The sequence below is a fragment of the Caballeronia sp. ATUFL_M2_KS44 genome, from assembly GCF_023630965.1.
Classification (GTDB): Bacteria; Pseudomonadota; Gammaproteobacteria; order Burkholderiales; family Burkholderiaceae; genus Caballeronia; species Caballeronia concitans.
Genome location: NZ_JALQEA010000057.1, coordinates 214,854 through 232,620, shown reverse-complemented (window position 1 = coordinate 232,620; position 17,767 = coordinate 214,854). Strand labels below are relative to the sequence as shown.

Genomic DNA, 17,767 nt, shown 5'->3' with positions numbered 1-17,767 from the left:
AAGCAGAGATCCACGTTTACCCTTATCCTTCTTCTTCCGCATGATCTGGGCTCACCCGAACACACTATGTCCGCACTCTTTTCACCGATCGAACTCAAAGACGTCAAGCTGCGCAACCGCATCGCCATTCCGCCGATGTGCCAGTACCGCGCGAACGACGGCTTCGTCAACGACTGGCACCTCGCGCACTACGCAAGCATCGCCCGTGGCGGCGCGGGCCTCGTGATCGTCGAGGCGACCGGCGTCGCGCCGGAAGGCCGCATCACGCCGGGTTGCACCGGTCTCTGGGACGATGCGCAAATCGAAGGAATGGCGCGCATCGCCGCTGCGATCAAGGCAGCCGGCGCGGTGCCGGGCATTCAGATCGCGCACGCGGGACGCAAGGCAAGCGCCAATCGCCCGTGGGAAGGCGACGACCATATCGCCGACGACGACCGGCGCGGCTGGGACACTTTCTCGCCCTCGGCAATCGCATTCGGCGCCAACTTGCCGAAGGTGCCCAAGGCAATGACGCTCGCGGACATCGAGCGGGTCAAGGCGGATTTTGCAGCCGCCGCCCGTCGCGCGAAACAGGCCGGCTTCGAGTGGCTCGAATTGCATTTCGCGCACGGCTATCTGGCGCAGAGCTTCTTCTCTGTCCATGCGAATCAGCGGGACGACGAGTACGGCGGCGACGCGATTCGTCGCGGCCGCTTCCTGCGCGAGACCTTTCAGGCGGTCCGCGAGGTATGGCCGGAGCGCTTGCCGCTCACGGCGCGCTTCGGGGTCATCGAATACGACGGCCGCGATGAAGAGACGCTGCAGGAGTCGATCGATCTCGTGAAGGCGCTGCGCAGCGACGGTCTCGACATGTTGAGCGTGAGCATCGGTTTCTCCACGCCCAAGGCGAGCATTCCGTGGGGGCCGGCGTTTCTCGCGCCCGTTGCGGAGCGCGTCCGGCGCGAGGCAAACATTCCGGTGTCCTCGGCGTGGGGCTTCGACTCGCCGGCCAACGCGGAACGCGCCGTGGCGCAGGAGCAGCTCGATCTGGTGATGATCGGTCGCGCGCATCTGGCCGATCCCCACTGGCCGTATCACGCGGCGAAGAAGTTGAAGATCGAGCGGCCGTCGTGGGTGCTTCCCGCGCCCTATGCGCACTGGCTCGAACGATACGCGGTCGCCGAGTAACGCTCGCCCGCATCGCGATGCGCGCCGCCGCGCGCATCACCAGAAGTAAGTCGCCTTGACGCCGAAGGTGCGCGGCGCCGCGAACGCATAACGATACGAGTCATCGAACGTGTATTCCTCGGCGGCCGTGAACACGCGCTGATTCGTCACGTTGCGGATGTAGGCCATCAACTCGATGTCCTTGCGGTTCGGCATCCAGGTCGCCGAGAGATCGGCGGTCAGATACGGCTTCTGATAGTCGTCCGCGTAGTTGTAGACCGTGAAGTGCTGGCCGCTCTGGAACTTCGCGTCCACGCGGCCGACGATGCGTCCCGCCGTCGTCATCCACGCATGTTCGAGTCCGAAGCCGACCGTGAACGCCGGGCTCTGCGGCGGCGCATTGCCGGCGAGTTGCACGTTCTGGCCGCTGCCATCGTCGACGACGAAATCGGTGAAGCGCGCGTGCAGCCACGCCACCGACAGCGTCAGCAGGCCGACGTGATCGACCAGCGCGCGGATATCGGCGTCGGCGCCATAAATGTGCGTGCGCCCCGCGTTGACGATGCTCGTTCCCGTGCGCCCGTCCGCGAACGGCACGAGCTGCGAGATCTGCTGGCCCGAATAGTCATAGTCGAAGACGCTCGCGTTGATCTGCACGCGCTGCGCGTTCCACAACGATTTCGTGCCGATCTCGATACCGCGCAGCGTCTCCGGCGCATACGATCCCGACGAAGAGAAGCCGCCCGACTTGTAGCCGGTGTCGTAGCGAATGTAGTTCATCACCGCCGAGGTGGGCGCGTATTCGGCCGCGAGGTGCACCGTCGGCTTCGACCAGGTGCCGGCGTTGTCCTGCGGCACGTGCGTATAGACGAACGGCGGCTCGTTCGAATCGGCGAAGAAGTATTCGCCATCGCGGCTCTTTTCGTCGCGCGTGACGCGCATGCCCGCGGTCAGCTTGATCTTGTCGGTCACGCGGTACGAGGACTGTCCATAAGCCGCCGTCGATGTCGTGCGGATGCCGTACGCGAACGCAAGCGTGGGCAGATACACGCCGCCGTCGAACGGCGATTCGTTCGCGCTATTGAGCGACGACGACTCGCGAAAGTACGACACACCCGCCTGCCACGACCACCGCTCATTGTCGAGCGAACTCACGCGCACTTCCTGGTTCAGCGTCTTCGGAAACTCGTTCTGCCGGTACGACACCGGCTCGGCGAAGCTCGGGCTGCTGTCCGCTGCGTGATGCCAGGTCAGATTGTCGTAGCTGCCGATATAGCTCAGTTCGACGTTGGGGAAGTCATAAGCGACGCTCCATCGCACGACCGTATCGTCGATGCTTTGCGATTGCGGCGTCGCATACGTGAACGTGCGCGGATCGGCCGAGAAGGGCGGCTTGTCGTGGGAGAGGTTGCCGTTCGCGTCGTAGATATAGGGAATGTCGAGCGAAACGGGGCCGACGCCCTTCAACGTCGTCTGTTGCGCGGTGAACAACATGCGCAGATGCGAGGTCGGTTCGAGCGCGACGGAGAGTCGCCCAGAGCGCGTGTTCTCGTCGTCACCGTCCGCCTGCGGCGCGTTGTTCAGATAGCCGTCGTGACGTCGCGAGATGGCGGCCACGCGAAACTGCAGGACGTCGTTCACCGGAACGTTGACCATCGCTTCCAGATTGCGCGTCGCGTAGTTGCCGAGATCGACCGATGCGCGGCCCTCGGCATTCCGCGATGGTTTCGCCGTCACGATATCGACGATGCCGCCCACCGCGTTGCGCCCGTACAGCGTGCCTTGCGGTCCGCGCAGCACCGAGATGTGATCGAGATCGTAGAGCGTGCCGCTCAATGCATACGGGCGATTGTTCGAGCTGCCGTCCGTCACGACGACCACGGACGGATCGCCGACCTCGGTCGTGTCGCGGCTCGATATGCCGCGTATCGTCAGCACGGGCACGACGGTTTGCACCTGCGCATAGCTTACGTCCGGCGCGATCGTGGCAAGCGATTTGATATCGCTCACGCCTGTGCTGTCGATGAAGGCATTGCCATAGACGCTCATGGCGACAGGCGTGCGCTCTTCGGGCGCGGGCAGCTTTTCCGCTCTGACGATGATCGGCTTCAACTGTTGCGCGCCCGGATCGCTTTCATCCGCGCGAACGCCGGGAGCAAGAACGAGGCTCAGGAAAAGCACGCTCGCCGCCGTCGAAGCATGGCGGCGATGAACGACTTCGGTATCAGGGAAGGACATGACAATCGCGGTCTGGATGCAGCACAACACCTGCGATTGCTACAGAGGCTGTCGGATACTGCTGGCCGTCCCCGCTCTCCGGAGGGATTCGGCTCGATGGAAAAATTTACTGCGCGCATGCGCCGGGAGGCGACGAATTATAACGTTCCCGGTGCAGCTTTGTGGTAGGGCGTTGCAGCGGCGCTTAGCGCTTCTTCGCCTCTTCAAGACATGCCGCCAGCTCTTCGAAATACGCCAGCGCCTTGCGCGTGGGTGTGACCGTCTTGATGCGCAGATCGCCGCTGTTTTCGTCGACCGATACGAGACCCTGGTTCTTCAGACTCGTCAACTTGCGATGCACGGTGGCCGGCGCGCCGGCGGCCGATAGCGCCATCGTTTCCGTGACGGTCAGCGCACGCCCCGCATGCCACGACGCCGTGAGTGCTTCCAGCAAGCGTTCCTCGACGGCGTCGAGTTGCGGCACCGAGGGCAATGCCTGGACCGCGTGAGCCAGATTCAGGAAGCGGAAATAGGCATCGAAGCTCTCTTGGGCCATGTAGAAACCACTGAAGGGGATGATTCGGTCATCGCATCGAGGGCAAAAAAGAAGATCGAGCGACGCAGCGTGCTTATCAAAATGATAAGCAAATACTAGCATCATTCGCGAAGCAGAGGCATCGGGAAGACGCGAAGCGTCCACTTGCCGGAGTTGCCATCAGGGGCACGTCCGTTGTTCAACAACGCGACTTCACTCGCATCACAGAAGCCGTTTTCCTACAAATGTAGCGGTTCGCAGGGCTAAGAAAGATACAACTCTTCGCGCACACAGCTACGAATGCCCGTGGCTGCGCCCATCGCTTTTTAGCAATATTCCACTCGATGGCCGTCGTCGAAAGACATTCGGTCATCGAAAGAAATTCTGTGTCCGATGGTGCGATCGGCAAAACCGTGCGCGCTGATTCCACTCGTTTAGAGGAGAACGATCATGAGGCGAGGTAATTTTTCGGTGGCTTGCTTGGTTGTTGCACTCAGTATCTCAGCCGTGGACAGCTTCGCCCAGTCCACATCGGGGCAAGACCAGGCGGCCATGCCCGAAAGCAGTGCTCAGGCGTCCACGAACATGACATCGCCGCCCACGTCCGGTACGTCAATGACACAGCAAAAATCGCGCGCGGACGTAATGCGCGAACTGAGCGATTTCCAGGCCAGCGGCGGGGCGGCAAAAATGCTCGACATCTATAAAGGGGGCAGCTAATCGAAAACACGACCGGGCAGAAGATGATTACGAACGTGAAGAATCGCTCGCGAATGGCAGTGAATGCGCGGCTAACTTTTGTTTGTTGTCCCGAAGTGATAGCGTTACGCAAGAAAGGCGGGGACTCGGGAGTATCGCCATGGGGTGGCCACGATTAAAGGTGCACACGTTCAAATCAGCGGCTCAGGAGCGTGCGTTCCGAATGGACTACGCGCGGCGTTTCTTTGGACAGCGGCGGCTCGCGATTGCCATCTTCACTGCGCTATGGATCGTGTTCTCCATCGCGGATTTCGGGCGGCTAGGCGTGCTCGATCCCTCTCATCGGCACCATGGCGAACTCATTTTCTTGCGCATTGCCGGGGCAATCGGAATGACGGTGCCCGTGCTGTTATGGACTCCACGCGCGCTCGACGAACGCTGGGCGGTCGCACTGCTCAGCGTCTGGACAATCAGTTGCTGGTTTGCCGTCCTGAGGATGGTCCAGATCTATCCGGACAATCTGGCCTGGAAAGAAGCCTACCCGATCCTGACGTTCTGCCTCTTCATGATCTTCATGGCGTTTCGGCTCCGGGTGGTCACGGCCGCGAAGTTGCTCGGGATATGCATTGCGAGCTACCTGGTGATGCTTTATCTCAGGCCGAGCGGACAGCCTGTCAGCGTGCGCCTCGATTCCGTCATTTCGCACGCGACGATGGTGCCGATGACCTTCATCGTCGGCTTGCTCGTCAGTATTCCGCTGGAACGCGCCGCGCGACGCGAATTCATGTATCGGCGATCCTTGCGCGCGGCCAAGGCGCGTGTCGAAGCGGCGTCGCGCGCGATCATCGAGCAGAACAGGCGCATGCAGGAACTCGTGAAGGAGAAGGAACGGTTCTTTTCATCGGCGTATCACGACATCCAGCAGCCGCTTGCCGCGATCAACCTGTTCATTCGAAGCGCCCGCACGCGTATCAGGGACGGATACGCGGTGGAGCGCGATCTCGATGTCATCGAGGAGACCGCGTTCGATATCCTCGATATGTTCAAGGACATTCAGGATTACAGCGAGCTTGGCTCCTATTCGCCTCGTCTTACGGCTGTCAACACGTATGACGTGCTGACCGAAGTGTTCAAGCAATATCGGGAAATGGCGCGACTGCGGGGCATCGATTTCAGAATCGCGATGCGGCGACGATTGCCGCCGTCCATCGAAACGGACAGATCGCTTTTCAAGCGGGCCTTGGCCAATCTCGTATCGAATGCGATCAAGAACACGTCGTCGGGCGGAGTCGTGCTCGGATGGGTGCGATTGAATGAGCGCGTGCGCATCGATGTGTGGGATACGGGAGTAGGTATCGGCTCTGCGCATCGCGAGGCAATCTTCTCCGAGTATTATCAGATCGACAATCCGGGGCGCGATCGTTCGAAAGGGCTGGGACTGGGGCTGTCGATCGTGCAGCGTGTCGTCGGCATTCTGCCGGGGCATGGCATGAGTTTCGCATCGGTCGAAGGGCGTGGATCGCGTTTTTCTCTCTACGCCACGGTGTCCGAATCGACGCCGGTGGCCGGTGCGAACGATCAGGATCGCGATGTCTGCACGCCCGATCTCACTGGCACGTACATGCTCTTGTGTGACGATGAATCGAGTGTCCTCGAAGGCTTGCGGCGTCTATTTTCGAGTGCCGGCGCGCTCGTGCACGCTGCGGATTCGATAGCCGGATTCGACGTCATTCTCGAAGACGACAGCCGCATTCCCGATCTCATCGTCACCGATATCCGGCTGCGCGACGGCACCACCGGCAAAGATCTGGCCCACCGGATCAGGCGTCACTTCGCCTGGGCGGGCGCGATTCCCGTTGCGTTCATCACGGGCGAACTCCTGTCCGATCGCGTCCTTCGCGACTTTCCTCAACCGTTCGTGCTTTTGCGCAAGTCCACCGCGCCGGAAGAGTTGCTCGCGGAGATCAGCCGATACGTCGCCGCTCACCGGCAGCCGGTTTCCGACCTGGCGAAGGATCGCTGACCGTAAGCGAACCGAGCGTGATGCCCTTGTCCGCCAGCATGACGATGAGTTCCGTGCGACGCCGCAGGGTGAAGTGCGCCAGCAGATGACTGATGTGTTTTCGCACCGTGACGTCTTCGAGCCCCATCTTCGACGCAATGGCTTTGGATGGAAGACCGCGCACGATCCACGCCAGCGTTTCGAATTCGCGGGGCGTGAGGCCGAGACCCGGCGCGTCCCAGATTTCTCCGTGAGCGTTCGGCGGTGCGTGTCCTGATTCGCGCGCCGGAGCGTCGTCGGCGTCGATCATGCGTCGCAATCCGCCGATGCTCGCTGCGGGCAGGAACACGCCGCCCGAGAGGACGGCACGGATGGCGGCATGCAGGGTTTCGGGCGACGACGATTTCGGCACGTAGCCCATGGCGTGAAGTTCGATACATCGGCCGACGGTCTCCACGCTTTCGTCAGCCGATATCACGACGACGGGCAGGGCAGGCCGCGCCGCTTTCAACTGCACGAGCGCGTCGAAACCGTGGCCGTCGGGAAGTTCGAGATCCAGAAAAACGATGTCCGGCTGTTCGGTCATCGCCAGATTCACGCCTTGCGACAACGTACTGGCATGAATCAGTTCGACATCCGGAAGAAGCTCTTTCATGAGCAGCGCGAGGCCGGCCCGAAATAGCTCGTGGTCATCGACGAGTAGTACGCGCATCTCATCGCCCCCGCCAATACGTGCATCGTCATTGCGAATGACGCAACCGTGATCGCATCGAGACTGACCGTGACGAGCGACCGCCAGCCAATATTACACGCGGTTCGGCAGTGAGACATCCTCGACTGCCATCGCCGATGGCGACGCAGAACGCTATATGCATCAGTTGGGCGATGGCCCTGACGACGACTTCACAACGACTGCGACCCGTTCGAGCAGGGCGTTCATCGCGAAGGGCTTGGTCAGCATGTGCGAATTCCGGTCCAGTTGCTGTTCGAGGGACACTTGCTGCTGCGCATAGCCGGTGATGAAAAGCACCTTCAACTCGGGCAGAGAAACGCGCGCCCGTTCGATCATTTCAACGCCGTTCATCCGAGGCATGCCGACGTCGGTCACGACGATATCGATGGTCGCTTCCGATTGCAGGACTTCGAGCCCCTCGACGCCATCGTTTGCTTCGATCACCTCGTATCCTGCATCGCGAAGAATCTCAGCCAGGAGCGTTCGTACGCCGGTCTCGTCGTCGACCAGCAGCACAGTCAGCGTGGCGGGCAATGCGATTGCCGTTCTGGGCGAAGCGGCATCCTGTGTGGCGGCGCGCTCCGGTCGCAGCTCAGGCAGCCACAGGCGGACCGTGGTTCCCTTTCCGGGCGCCGTGTCGATGCTCGCATGCCCTTGCGATTGTCGCGTGAAGCCGTAGACCATCGACAGACCGACCCCCGTGCCTTTGCCCATCGGCTTCGTGGTAAAGAACGGATCGAAGGCGCGTTCGGCGACCTCCGGCGTCATGCCGTCCCCGTTGTCGGTTACCGCCACCGAGACATAATCGCCCGGCGCGAGTCCAAAGCGCCTGGCCCGTTGCTCATCGAGCGTTGCATGATCCGTATCGATGTGAAGCTGGCCGCCATTCGGCATGGCGTCCCGTGCGTTGATGCACAAGTTGAGCAACGCGTTCTCCAGCTGCGGCGGATCGCAGTGAGTCAGCATCGGATCCGCATGCAGCCGTGTCTCGACTTTGATCGCGGGGCCGACGGTGCTCTTCACCAGGTCCGATATCTCGAGCACCAGCCTGTTCACGTCCACCGGCTTCGGATCGAGCGTTTGCTGGCGGGAAAACGCGAGCAGACGGTGCGTCAGTGCGGCGGCCTTCTCGGTCGCGCCCGAGACATTGTGCGCGTAGCGCCCGAGGTCGGTCACATTCCCCTGTCTGATGCGCAGTTTGATTAGTTCGGTATTCGAACTAACGATTTGGAGAAGATTATTGAAGTCGTGCGCGAGGCCTCCCGTCAACTGACCGATTGCTTCCATCTTCTGCGATTGCCGCAGCGCGGCTTCGACTTCCATCAAGGCGGCGGTTCGCTCTTGCACACGCGCCTCCAGATCTCGCGCGGCCAGTTTCAGTTCGAGCAGATGGGCGCGCGTCTCGTGCTGGCGCGCTCGCGCTCTTACGATGCCGCGCGCGGCGCTTTCGAGATCCTCTCGACGCAGCGGCCGGGCGAGCAGCGTGACATTGCCCAGACTCTTGAAAAGCGCCCAGCGTTTGCGGCTGCTCGTACGGTTGCCTGCGACGGTCAGGATAATGACGGGCAGGTCGGACCAGACCGGCTGTTGACGCAGTGCGCCGGCGAGCGCGAGTTCGTCGACCAGTGCTTCCTCCGTCACGAACAGGCCGGCGAACTCCTCGCCATCTTCCGTGGACAGACGCGCACCCAACTCGTCCAGGCTGGCGAGAATGCTCGTTTCCAGATCGATTGCGTTGATCGCCTGCGCGATGGTGTCCGCATCGATACCGGACGGCGCGCAAATCGCAATGGCACCCATGACGGGGCTAGCGTGTCGATTCATCGCGTGTTCCGTCGTCGGGCACGGCGTCCAGCAGTTCCTCATGCGCGCCCGTGTAGACCGGCACGCCGGTGAATATGCCGCGCAACTCCGTCAGTTCGGGGCCGACTTGCATGCCTGCCGATGACAGTCGATATTCATGGATCGCCAGATCATGCGCGCCGGTGCGACGCTTGACGATGGCTAAGGCGCGGCGCAGCGTTCCCGCGGCCTCGAAGAAGCGGCAAAGCACCACGGTGTCGCTGAGGAAGCTCAGATCGATCGGATTCTCGACATCGCCCACTACGCCTTGTTGCGCAAGCACCAGGATCGTCACGATGCCCTGCTTGTTGAGATAGCTGAGCAACTCGTGCAAGTGCAGTATCAGCGACTGTTCTTGAGGCATCGTGCTGAGATACGAGTTGATACTGTCGATGACGACCACGCGGACGTTGCGGCCTTCGACGTCTCTTCTCACTTGCCAGACGAACTCACCGGGAGAAATGCGCGACGGATTCATGCGCCGCCAGTAGAACTTCTCGGCGCGGATCGCATCGGTGGGATCGAGATTCATCGATTCGCTGCGACGCAGGAACGTCTCATAGGTTTCATCGAAGGAGAAGAAGCTCGCCGATTCGCCCGATTGCGTGGCAGCGAGCGCATAGCTCATCGCGAGTGTGGACTTCGCCGCGCCGGAGGGGCCGATCAACATGGTTGTCGTTCCGCGATCCAGGCCCTGCGGAAATACACCATTCAGGTCCTCGAACACGCTCAGAAGCGGTGCGCCCTCCACGACGCCCTGATGCTCCTCTGCAATCAGGCTCGGAAAGACCAGGAATTCCCCGGTGACGATCGCATAGTCGTGCCATCCGCTCTGGAAATTGACACCGCGCATCTTGGCAACGCGCAGACGCCGCCGCGCCGCGCCGTAGTCGCGCTCGAACAGGCGCAACGACAGCACGCCATGAACGAGACTGTGAAGATCGCCCTTGTCGGTTTCGGTCAAGTCGTCCAGCAGCATGACGGTAACGTTTCTTCCCTGAAGATATCGCTTGAGGGACGTCATCTGCAGGCGGAATTGCAGAGGGTCCTGCGCGAGCATCCGCACTTCGGAGACGCTGTCGATGATGATTCGGTCGGGATTCGATCGCTCGATTCGATCGATCAATTGCTGAATGGTCTTTCCAAATTCCACTTCTGCCGGAAACAGCACCGTCTGCTGCCGCTCGGGAAGCGCTTCCTCCGGTATGAGTTCGAAGAATTCGATCTCGTCGATATTCCATCCATGCGTGCTCGCGGCGGTCTTCAATTCCTCCGTCGACTCGGAGAGCGTGACATACAGGCATCGTTCGTCACGACTTATTCCGTCGAGCAGGAAGCGAAGACCCAGCGTGGTCTTGCCGGTACCCGGCGCTCCCTCGATGAGATGCAGGCGGTTCCTGGGTAGCCCGCCTCGAAGAACGACGTCCAGCTCCGGAATGCCCGTTTCAATAATTGGAAGATTTGACTGCTCAGCCATGCGACGCGCCTGATCAAAGGTAGAAACGCGTTTAATGGCAAGTTTCGGTCCTGAGGTGCTCGACGAAATGACAATGGTCTGCGGGACCTTGCGCCGGCGCGCATGGGGAATGGATGCTGCCGTTGCAAAGCGAGTGCTTGAGAGAGAACCTTTCAAGTGCCTTCAACTTCGCGTGCCTATCTGAATGAGTCCGATAGCAACGACCGATTCGATTTTCATTCCGATGACTTTCTCTGGCGGGGTTCGGCCGGACCTGCGGCGCGGACAGCAGGTCTGATTGCCAGCATGGTTTTAAGTTCTTCTTATTGATTGGCTGCGGCCGATTCAGTCCGAGAGCGTTCGTCGCTATCCAACTAGTCGACTTGGCAAGAAGCGCTAAAACAGTGAGTTGGACAATGCTGAGCGCAGCCGTTCAGTCGGATAGCCGCATCATCAACGAGCAGAGAAATGCGGTCCGAGAATTGCTCAAGGCGGTTTCATCACGGGGTGACTTCCCCCGAGTTGAATAAATGGAGCAACGATGAAGTCCACGGACGTTCTCTTCCTGATCGAGTCTCTGGAACGACGTGCGCGAGAGGAGCCCGAGTGGGCAGAGTGGCTTTTGACGCGCGAAGTCCATCAAATAGCCTGGCTTTCTGAAGAGTGGCTTCATTGCGACCTGGAGCTGAGGCAATGCTTGGCTGTGGTTCGCTCATACCTGGTCCTAAGACAGCCCTACGCGGCATTGATTCGCCTTCACGCGACCATGCAGCGGCTCGCTAATAAGATCTCGTCGGAACAAAACGTGGACAGACTTTGCGCGAGTGAGTTGCCTGGAGAATCTCCAGGCAACAAATTACTTGACGGCGCGAGTGCCGCAGAGGGACTCGCTGACATGTGCCACAGCACTATCCAGTCCGGAAGAGTCAGTGATAGCAGGTAAGTAATGCATGTTTTGTCCACCGGGACCGAGTAAATTGCACGCGCCGAGAGAGATTTTCGTTAAGATGCACGGCAATTCCTCATGCAATCCGGCAGGCGTACTGCGGCCGTCATCGAGTTCCAGAGGGATATGGACCTTTCCGCCTTCATCGAACAGGAAATCCCGGCAATCGTCACAGAGTGGGCACAGCAGGCGTTGCGTCTGGCGGGCGAGGGGCGACCGCTGTCCATCATCGATCTGGAAAAGGCCGGTGCGCAACTGCTTTCCAGCGTGGCCGCCGATATGCGTACCCTGCAAGAGGACGCCAGCCAGGTTGCGAAGTCACGAGGTGAGTTCGCCAAGGCGCCTTCAGCCGTCAAGGACGCCGCGCAACGACACGCCGACGACCGGCTGTCGCAAGGCTTCAGCCTCGACGACATCATTGCCGAATACCGCGCGTTGCGCGCAACGGTCCTGCGTTTGTGGCAGGAAACCGATTCGGACGGCGCAGCCGCTTTCCAGCAGATGATTCGCTTCAACGAGGCCATCGACGAAGCGCTGACGGAGTCTGCCCGCGAGCATCAGAAGCGCACGGAGAAGGAGCGCGCCCTGTTAGCGGGCATCCTCGCGCACGACCTGCGTTCTCCGTTGTCGGCCATCACCATTTCGGTCGAGTTGATAGACCGCGTCCCTGGCACGCCGCCGGTCGTCATGAAGGCCGCCGACAATGCGCGGCGCAGTGCCTCCCGCATGAAGCGCATGATCGACGATCTTCTCGACTTCACGCGTGCTCGCCTGGGCGAGGCGTTGCCGATGACGGTCTCGCCGCAAGACTTGGCGCCACTGTGTCAACACGCGCTCGATGAAGTGCGCACATCCTATCCCGACGCTCAGATCGAACTCACCATCAGCGGCGATGTGAGCGGCGTGTGGGACGGCGCGCGCCTCAGTCAGATCCTCGTGAACCTGCTCGTCAACGCGGTCCAGCATGGAAGGGGCGAGGTGAACTTGCGGGCGATCGGTGATGACGAGACGGTGCGAATCGAAGTGTCGAACGTGGGCGACCCTATCCCGGATCACGCGATGCGCGCCCTTTTCGATCCGCTGATGCGGACCTATACCCCTCCTGAGCGACGCGGCGCTGCAGCGGGCCTCGGCCTCGGTCTCTACGTTTGCGACTGCGTGGCCAGGCTTCATCACGGATCGATCGAAGTGGAATCCAGCGTGGACGCGACGACGTTCACCGTGAGACTGCCGCGCGTCACCGCTGCTTGACCGCCGGACAGCAAGCCCAACCCGTTTCCCGACGGGTGCCCATTCCGGCTTCAGTTTTCCTGATGAGCGGCCGATAAGAGGTTTGCGAACCCGCGTAAACCCTATCGCCGGACCTGTCATGAAACTCCGCCTCAAAATCCCGCTCGCTTTTGCAGCGGCCCTGCTTGTCATGTTTGCCGCCGCTTTGTACGGCGTCTTCGCCCTCGATCAGTCGATCGATGCTTACAGGACGGTCGTCGCGCGCAACGTCGCGAACGAGCGCATGGTGTCGGCGACGCTCGTCGCTTTCAAGTTGCAAGTGCAGGAGTGGAAAGACACGCTGCTGCGCGGAAAGGACCCGGCCAAGCTCGACAAGTACTGGACGGCCTTCCAGTCCCGCGAAGCGACGGTGGACAAGCTCGCCGACGAACTCGAACGCACGTTGCCGGCGGGCGAAAGCCGCGCGCTGATCGAGCAGTTCGCGACGGCGCATCACGCGATGGGCGACGGCTATCGGCGCGGCTTCGAAGCGTTCAAGGCGCAGGGCTTCGAGCCGTCCGCGGGCGATAACGCCGTCGCGGGCGTCGATCGTCAACCGGCCGCGTTGCTCGAGCAGGCCGCGAGAAAGATCGCCGCAGACAGCGCCGCGGTGTCCGAAGCGGCCGATCGCGCCGGCGAGCGGGCCACCGTCATCAGCATCACGCTGATGTTGGTCGTGCTCGTGCTCGCTTCCATCGGCGGCTATCTGTTCAGCCGGACCGTGTCGCGTCCGCTTGCGCGTGCGCTCGGCTGTGCGCAGGCAGTGGCGGCAGGCGACCTTTCGCTCGACTTCCATTCGAACGGCAAGGACGAGATCGCGGAATTGCTCGTCGCGCTCAAGCACATGCAGTCGAGTCTGGCGAGCGTGGTCAGCAAGGTGCGCATGAATGCACACAGCGTCGCGACGGCGAGCGCGGAGATCGCCTCGGGCAATCTGGATCTTTCGTCGCGCACCGAAGAACAGGCGGCATCGCTGCAGGAGACCGCGGCAAGCATGGAACAGATCACGTCGGCGGTCCGTCAGAACGCGGATCACGCGGCGGCGGCATCGTCGCTCGCAGGATCGGCGTGCGAAACCGCAGCCAGCGGCGGGCAGATGATGGAGCGGGTCGTCGAAACGATGCACGGCATCTCCGAAAGCTCGGCGAAGGTCAGCGAGATCATCTCGGTCATCGACACGATCGCGTTTCAGACCAACATCCTCGCGCTGAACGCGGCTGTCGAAGCGGCGCGCGCGGGTGAAGAAGGGCGCGGTTTCGCCGTGGTGGCGAGCGAAGTGCGGGCGCTCGCGCAGCGCAGCGCAGGGGCCGCGAGGGAAATCAAGGCGTTGATCGAGCAGTCCAGCGAGCGCGTCGAGACGGGTTCGGCGCTCGTGCGCGACGCCGGAAGCATCATCGCGGACATCGTCGCTTCCGTGCAGCGCGTGACGGGCGTCGTGGGCGAGATCACGTCGGCGTCGGAAGAGCAGCGCACCGGCATCGAGCAGGTCAATCTCGCCGTCACGCAGATGGACCAGGTCACGCAGCAGAACGCCGCGCTGGTCGAAGAGGCATCGGCGGCGGCGCACGCGCTGGCGGAGCAGGCCGGGTCGCTGCGGGACGCGGTCGCGGTCTTCAGGCTTCGGGACGATGCGGACGTCGCGCATCGGGCGCTGGTCAACGCGTGACGGCAGGCGTTCGCGATCAACGGCGGCGCGGGACGGCACGCGAAACCGCGCGTTCATTGCTACGCTAAGCGCGGAACGTCTTTCCCAGCTCTTTACCCGCGAGTCTGAAATAGTGGCGAAAGTTGTAGATCAGCGGTGACCATTTCAGCGGATCGATATGGTTGCCGTCCTTGACGAAGGCTTCGTGTGCATGCACCCGGACGATCTCGATCTCCGCCGCGACGCCGCCCCCCAATTGCTCGAGTTTGTCTCCGCCCATGCGATGGATGTGGCGAACCCTGGCTTCCAATTGCATCGGGCACTCGGCTACGCGCGCCGGTTTGACGAGTTCCGACGCCATCGGCGTGAAGTCGCCCGCTTCGAATTTGTCTTTCTCGAAGTGAAACTGCCTGGCCTTCAGATCGGGGACAGGATCTTTACCGGTAAGCGGCGCCAGTTGCTCCACCTGTTGCCACAGTTCGGGTGACGGAACATTGACGACGCACTCGGGATGCCGCATGAGGTTATCGGCGGTTTTCGTCTCGTCGAGGAGACCGAGCATCATGGTCCAGCCGAGTGCCCAGAATGACGATATGGGCGCGATATTCGTCGTTCCGTCCTCGTTGCACGAACTGACGAGTGCGACCGGCGTTCCGAAATAAAGGATCTTGGGGTCAATGGTTTCGAACGAGGTTTCAGTCATTGCGTCTCCGCACGATCGAGCGATTGGCCGCGCTAAGAGTACGCGGTCAATGCAGTATGCGCGGCTTGCTTGCCTGACGTTTCGCCCTATAGCGAAGTATGAAATCCGAGCGGCGGCCGGCCGTCGAACCACATCGGCAAGCACCACGCGCCGTCACCCACGCGTCAAACCCGCCCGCTCACCGGAATCGACGCGCCCGTGATGCATCGCGCCTCGGGCGAAAGCAGAAACGCGATGACCGCGCCCAGTTCTTCCGCCTTCACCCAGCGCGAGAAATCGGCGTCGGGCATGTCGCGGCGGTTCGGCGCGGTATCGATGATCGACGGAAGCACCGCGTTCACCGTCACGCCGCGGTCCTTGAGTTCCTCCGCGAGCGCTTCGGTGAAGCGCATCAGCGCGGCCTTCGACGCCGCGTAGGCGCCCATGCCCGCGCCGGCTTTCAGCGCGGCGAGCGCGCCGACATTGACGATGCGCCCGCCTTCCCGCGCGCTCAATGGCGCGAGCGCCGCTTTCGATGCGTTGAGCGCGGTTTTCACGTTCACGTCGAACATCGATTGCCACGTGTCGACGCTGCCGTCCGCGATCGTCTCCCACGCAAACGCGCCCGCGACGTTCACGAGCGCATGCAGGCCGCCCATGCGCTGAACGATCGTATCGATGGCGTGTTGCGCCGAATTCGCATCCGTCAGATCGATGCCCGTCACGATGCATGCATCGGCGAGCGGCGCGGACAGCGCATCGGCCTTGTCGCTGCGTCCGATCAGCGCGATGCGCGCGCCGCGTGCGGCCAGCACGCGCGCCGTCGCGAGTCCCAGGCTGCCGAAGCCGCCCGTGACGGCGACGATCTTTCCTTCGAGGCTGCTCATCACGCTCTCCATCACAATTCCACTCCGATTGCATGGCGTGTGATGAAGCATAGGACGGAACGCGGCGCGCCGCGCTATTCCGGCAACGCCGATCCAGCTTTTCCCTGCGCTTGCGCGAGGCTCTCGGTCCGCGCGCGGGCGCCGAGCAGCCAGACCGCCGCCGCGATCGTCAGCGCGCAGACGCCCGCCACGCCGAGTGCGGAAGAAAACCCGCTCGCGAAACTCTCGCGTGCGATCGCGGTGACCGCAGCGCCCGCCGGGCCGCTCAGGTTTGCGCCGGCGTGCGCGAGATCGCCCGCGAGGAGGCGGGAAAGAAAGGCCGCGTCGAATCCGTTACCGGCATGCGCGGAATGCGCGAGATCGCCCGCGTGCGCGTCGAGTGCGGCTTGCGTGCGTGTCGCGAGCACCGCGCCGAGCACGCCGACGGAAGTGACGATCGCGGTGAAGCGCGTGGTCGTGCTGATGCCCGAGGCCATGCCCGTCCGATTCGGCGGCACGCACGCCATGATCGCCTTCTGCGTGTCGCCGTTGAGCACGCCCGCGCCGAGTCCGGTGACGATCATCCCGGCCGTGATCAGCGCGTAATCCGACATGCCCGCGAACAGCGCCGTCAGCAGATTGCCCGCGCCGATGATCGCAAGCCCGAGCGTCAAGAGCGCCATGCCCGGCACGCGCTTGCCGAGCGCCGCGCCGATGTACGGGCCGACGACCATCGCGATCGCGAACGGCAGCATGCCGATACCCGCGCGCACCGCCGGCAGGCCGAATGCGTTCTGCAGATAGAGCGGCAGGAAGGTCATCATCACCTGCGCGCAAGCGGCGTAGCCGAACATCGCGAGCACGGCGGCGACGAAGCGCGGCTGGCGGAAGAGCGCGAGGTCGATCATCGCGTGGGCGCGCGAGCGCTGCACCCGCACGAAAACGACGAACAGCACCGCGCATGCCGCCAGACGCGCCTCGGTGCGCCAGTTCGCCCAGCCGTCCGCTTGCGCGTCGATCAGCGCCCAGATGCCGAGTGCGAGCGCGGCGGCGAACAGCGCGCTGCCCGCGAGATCGAGCGCGCCTGCATCGCGGTTGCGCGATTCGCTCATGCCGCGCCACGCGCAGGCCGCGAGCAGCGCGCAGACCGGCAGGTTCATCAGGAAGATCCAGCGCCATCCGGCCCATTGCGTGATGACGCCGCCGACGAGCGGCGCGATGGTCGTCGACAGGCCCATGCACGTGCCCCACACCGCCCACGCACGCGCGCGCGCCGCGCCTTCGTGGAAGGTGTTCGCGATGATCGCGAGCGCCGACGTGAGCAGCATTGCCGCGCCGACGCCCTTTGCCGCGCGCGCGACGTTCAGCGCGACCGCCGACGGCGCGAGCCCGCAGCCGAGCGACGCCAGCGCAAACGCGGCGAGCCCGGCGATCAGCATCCGCTTGCGGCCGATGCGGTCCGCGAGCGCGCCGGCGGGCAGCAGGCACGCGGCGAACGCGACCATATACGCGCTGACGACCCATTCGACGTCGGCGAAACCGGCGTGGAAATCCCGCGCGATGGACGGCAGCGCGACCGCGACGACGTTGGTATCGAGCGTGATCAGCGCGCACGTCGCGGACGCGGTGAGCAGCACGAAGCGGGCAGAACCCGCGCTTTCGTTCGATTCGGTCATGACGTGGGACGGAAAGACAATCGGATACGCCGATGCTAGCGGCGCGAGTCTTT

13 protein-coding genes are annotated in these 17,767 nt (G+C 62.5%); 5 read left to right on the top strand and 8 right to left on the bottom strand.

Features of this window, described 5'->3' with window-relative positions:
- Positions 1 to 66: 66 nt before the first annotated feature.
- Positions 67 to 1,167 (top strand): NADH:flavin oxidoreductase/NADH oxidase, encoded by a 1,101-nt coding sequence (locus tag NCR39_RS24765; RefSeq protein ID WP_250454767.1) that lies wholly within the window; start codon positions 67 to 69, stop codon positions 1,165 to 1,167.
- 36 nt (positions 1,168 to 1,203) lie between these two features.
- Here the strand turns inward: NCR39_RS24765 and NCR39_RS24760 are convergent, their stop codons facing one another.
- Positions 1,204 to 3,384, bottom strand: a complete 2,181-nt coding sequence (locus NCR39_RS24760) for a TonB-dependent receptor (RefSeq protein ID WP_250454765.1) — start codon at positions 3,382 to 3,384, stop codon at positions 1,204 to 1,206.
- A gap of 184 nt (positions 3,385 to 3,568) precedes the next feature.
- On the bottom strand, positions 3,569 to 3,919 hold the full coding sequence (locus NCR39_RS24755) for a winged helix-turn-helix domain-containing protein (protein WP_250454762.1): 351 nt from the start codon (positions 3,917 to 3,919) through the stop codon (positions 3,569 to 3,571).
- A gap of 429 nt (positions 3,920 to 4,348) precedes the next feature.
- On the opposite strand from NCR39_RS24755, the gene NCR39_RS24750 reads away from it, so the two are divergent.
- Positions 4,349 to 4,618 carry a hypothetical protein gene (locus NCR39_RS24750; RefSeq protein WP_250454760.1) on the top strand — a complete coding sequence of 90 codons (270 nt, stop codon included), beginning with the start codon at positions 4,349 to 4,351 and terminating at the stop codon, positions 4,616 to 4,618.
- Positions 4,619 to 4,820: 202 nt separating this feature from the next.
- Complete coding sequence (locus NCR39_RS24745) at positions 4,821 to 6,620, top strand: ATP-binding response regulator (RefSeq protein ID WP_250454758.1); 1,800 nt, start codon at positions 4,821 to 4,823, stop codon at positions 6,618 to 6,620.
- Here NCR39_RS24745 and NCR39_RS24740 read toward each other — a convergent pair.
- From NCR39_RS24740 to NCR39_RS24730, 3 genes are all read right to left on the bottom strand, one after another.
- Positions 6,562 to 7,311, bottom strand: a complete 750-nt coding sequence (locus NCR39_RS24740) for a response regulator (protein WP_284507346.1) — start codon at positions 7,309 to 7,311, stop codon at positions 6,562 to 6,564. The two genes, NCR39_RS24745 and NCR39_RS24740, sit on opposite strands and share 59 nt — an antisense overlap.
- Before the next feature lie 162 nt (positions 7,312 to 7,473).
- A complete protein-coding gene (locus tag NCR39_RS24735) occupies positions 7,474 to 9,156 on the bottom strand; it encodes a response regulator (protein ID WP_250454753.1) in 1,683 nt (560 codons plus the stop codon).
- On the bottom strand, positions 9,140 to 10,807 hold the full coding sequence (locus tag NCR39_RS24730; protein ID WP_250454751.1) for an ATPase domain-containing protein: 1,668 nt from the start codon (positions 10,805 to 10,807) through the stop codon (positions 9,140 to 9,142). Before NCR39_RS24730 ends, NCR39_RS24735 begins: the two co-directional genes overlap by 17 nt.
- 847 nt (positions 10,808 to 11,654) lie before the next feature.
- Between NCR39_RS24730 and NCR39_RS24725 the strand changes: the two genes are divergently transcribed.
- Both NCR39_RS24725 and NCR39_RS24720 read left to right on the top strand, forming a co-directional pair.
- Positions 11,655 to 12,827 carry a sensor histidine kinase gene (locus NCR39_RS24725; protein WP_250454749.1) on the top strand — a complete coding sequence of 391 codons (1,173 nt, stop codon included), beginning with the start codon at positions 11,655 to 11,657 and terminating at the stop codon, positions 12,825 to 12,827.
- 118 nt (positions 12,828 to 12,945) lie between these two features.
- Positions 12,946 to 14,511, top strand: coding sequence for a methyl-accepting chemotaxis protein (locus NCR39_RS24720; protein WP_250454746.1), 1,566 nt, complete (start codon positions 12,946 to 12,948; stop codon positions 14,509 to 14,511).
- 64 nt (positions 14,512 to 14,575) lie between these two features.
- Here NCR39_RS24720 and NCR39_RS24715 read toward each other — a convergent pair whose 3' ends face one another.
- From NCR39_RS24715 to NCR39_RS24705, 3 genes are all read right to left on the bottom strand, one after another.
- The gene (locus NCR39_RS24715) at positions 14,576 to 15,193 is read right to left on the bottom strand and encodes a flavin reductase family protein (RefSeq protein ID WP_250454744.1); all 618 of its coding nucleotides are present in this window, start codon (positions 15,191 to 15,193) and stop codon (positions 14,576 to 14,578) included.
- A 164-nt stretch (positions 15,194 to 15,357) separates the two neighbouring features.
- On the bottom strand, positions 15,358 to 16,062 hold the full coding sequence (locus tag NCR39_RS24710) for an SDR family NAD(P)-dependent oxidoreductase (RefSeq protein WP_250455169.1): 705 nt from the start codon (positions 16,060 to 16,062) through the stop codon (positions 15,358 to 15,360).
- 71 nt (positions 16,063 to 16,133) lie between these two features.
- The gene (locus NCR39_RS24705) at positions 16,134 to 17,714 is read right to left on the bottom strand and encodes an MFS transporter (RefSeq protein ID WP_250454742.1); all 1,581 of its coding nucleotides are present in this window, start codon (positions 17,712 to 17,714) and stop codon (positions 16,134 to 16,136) included.
- Positions 17,715 to 17,767 lie beyond the last annotated feature (53 nt).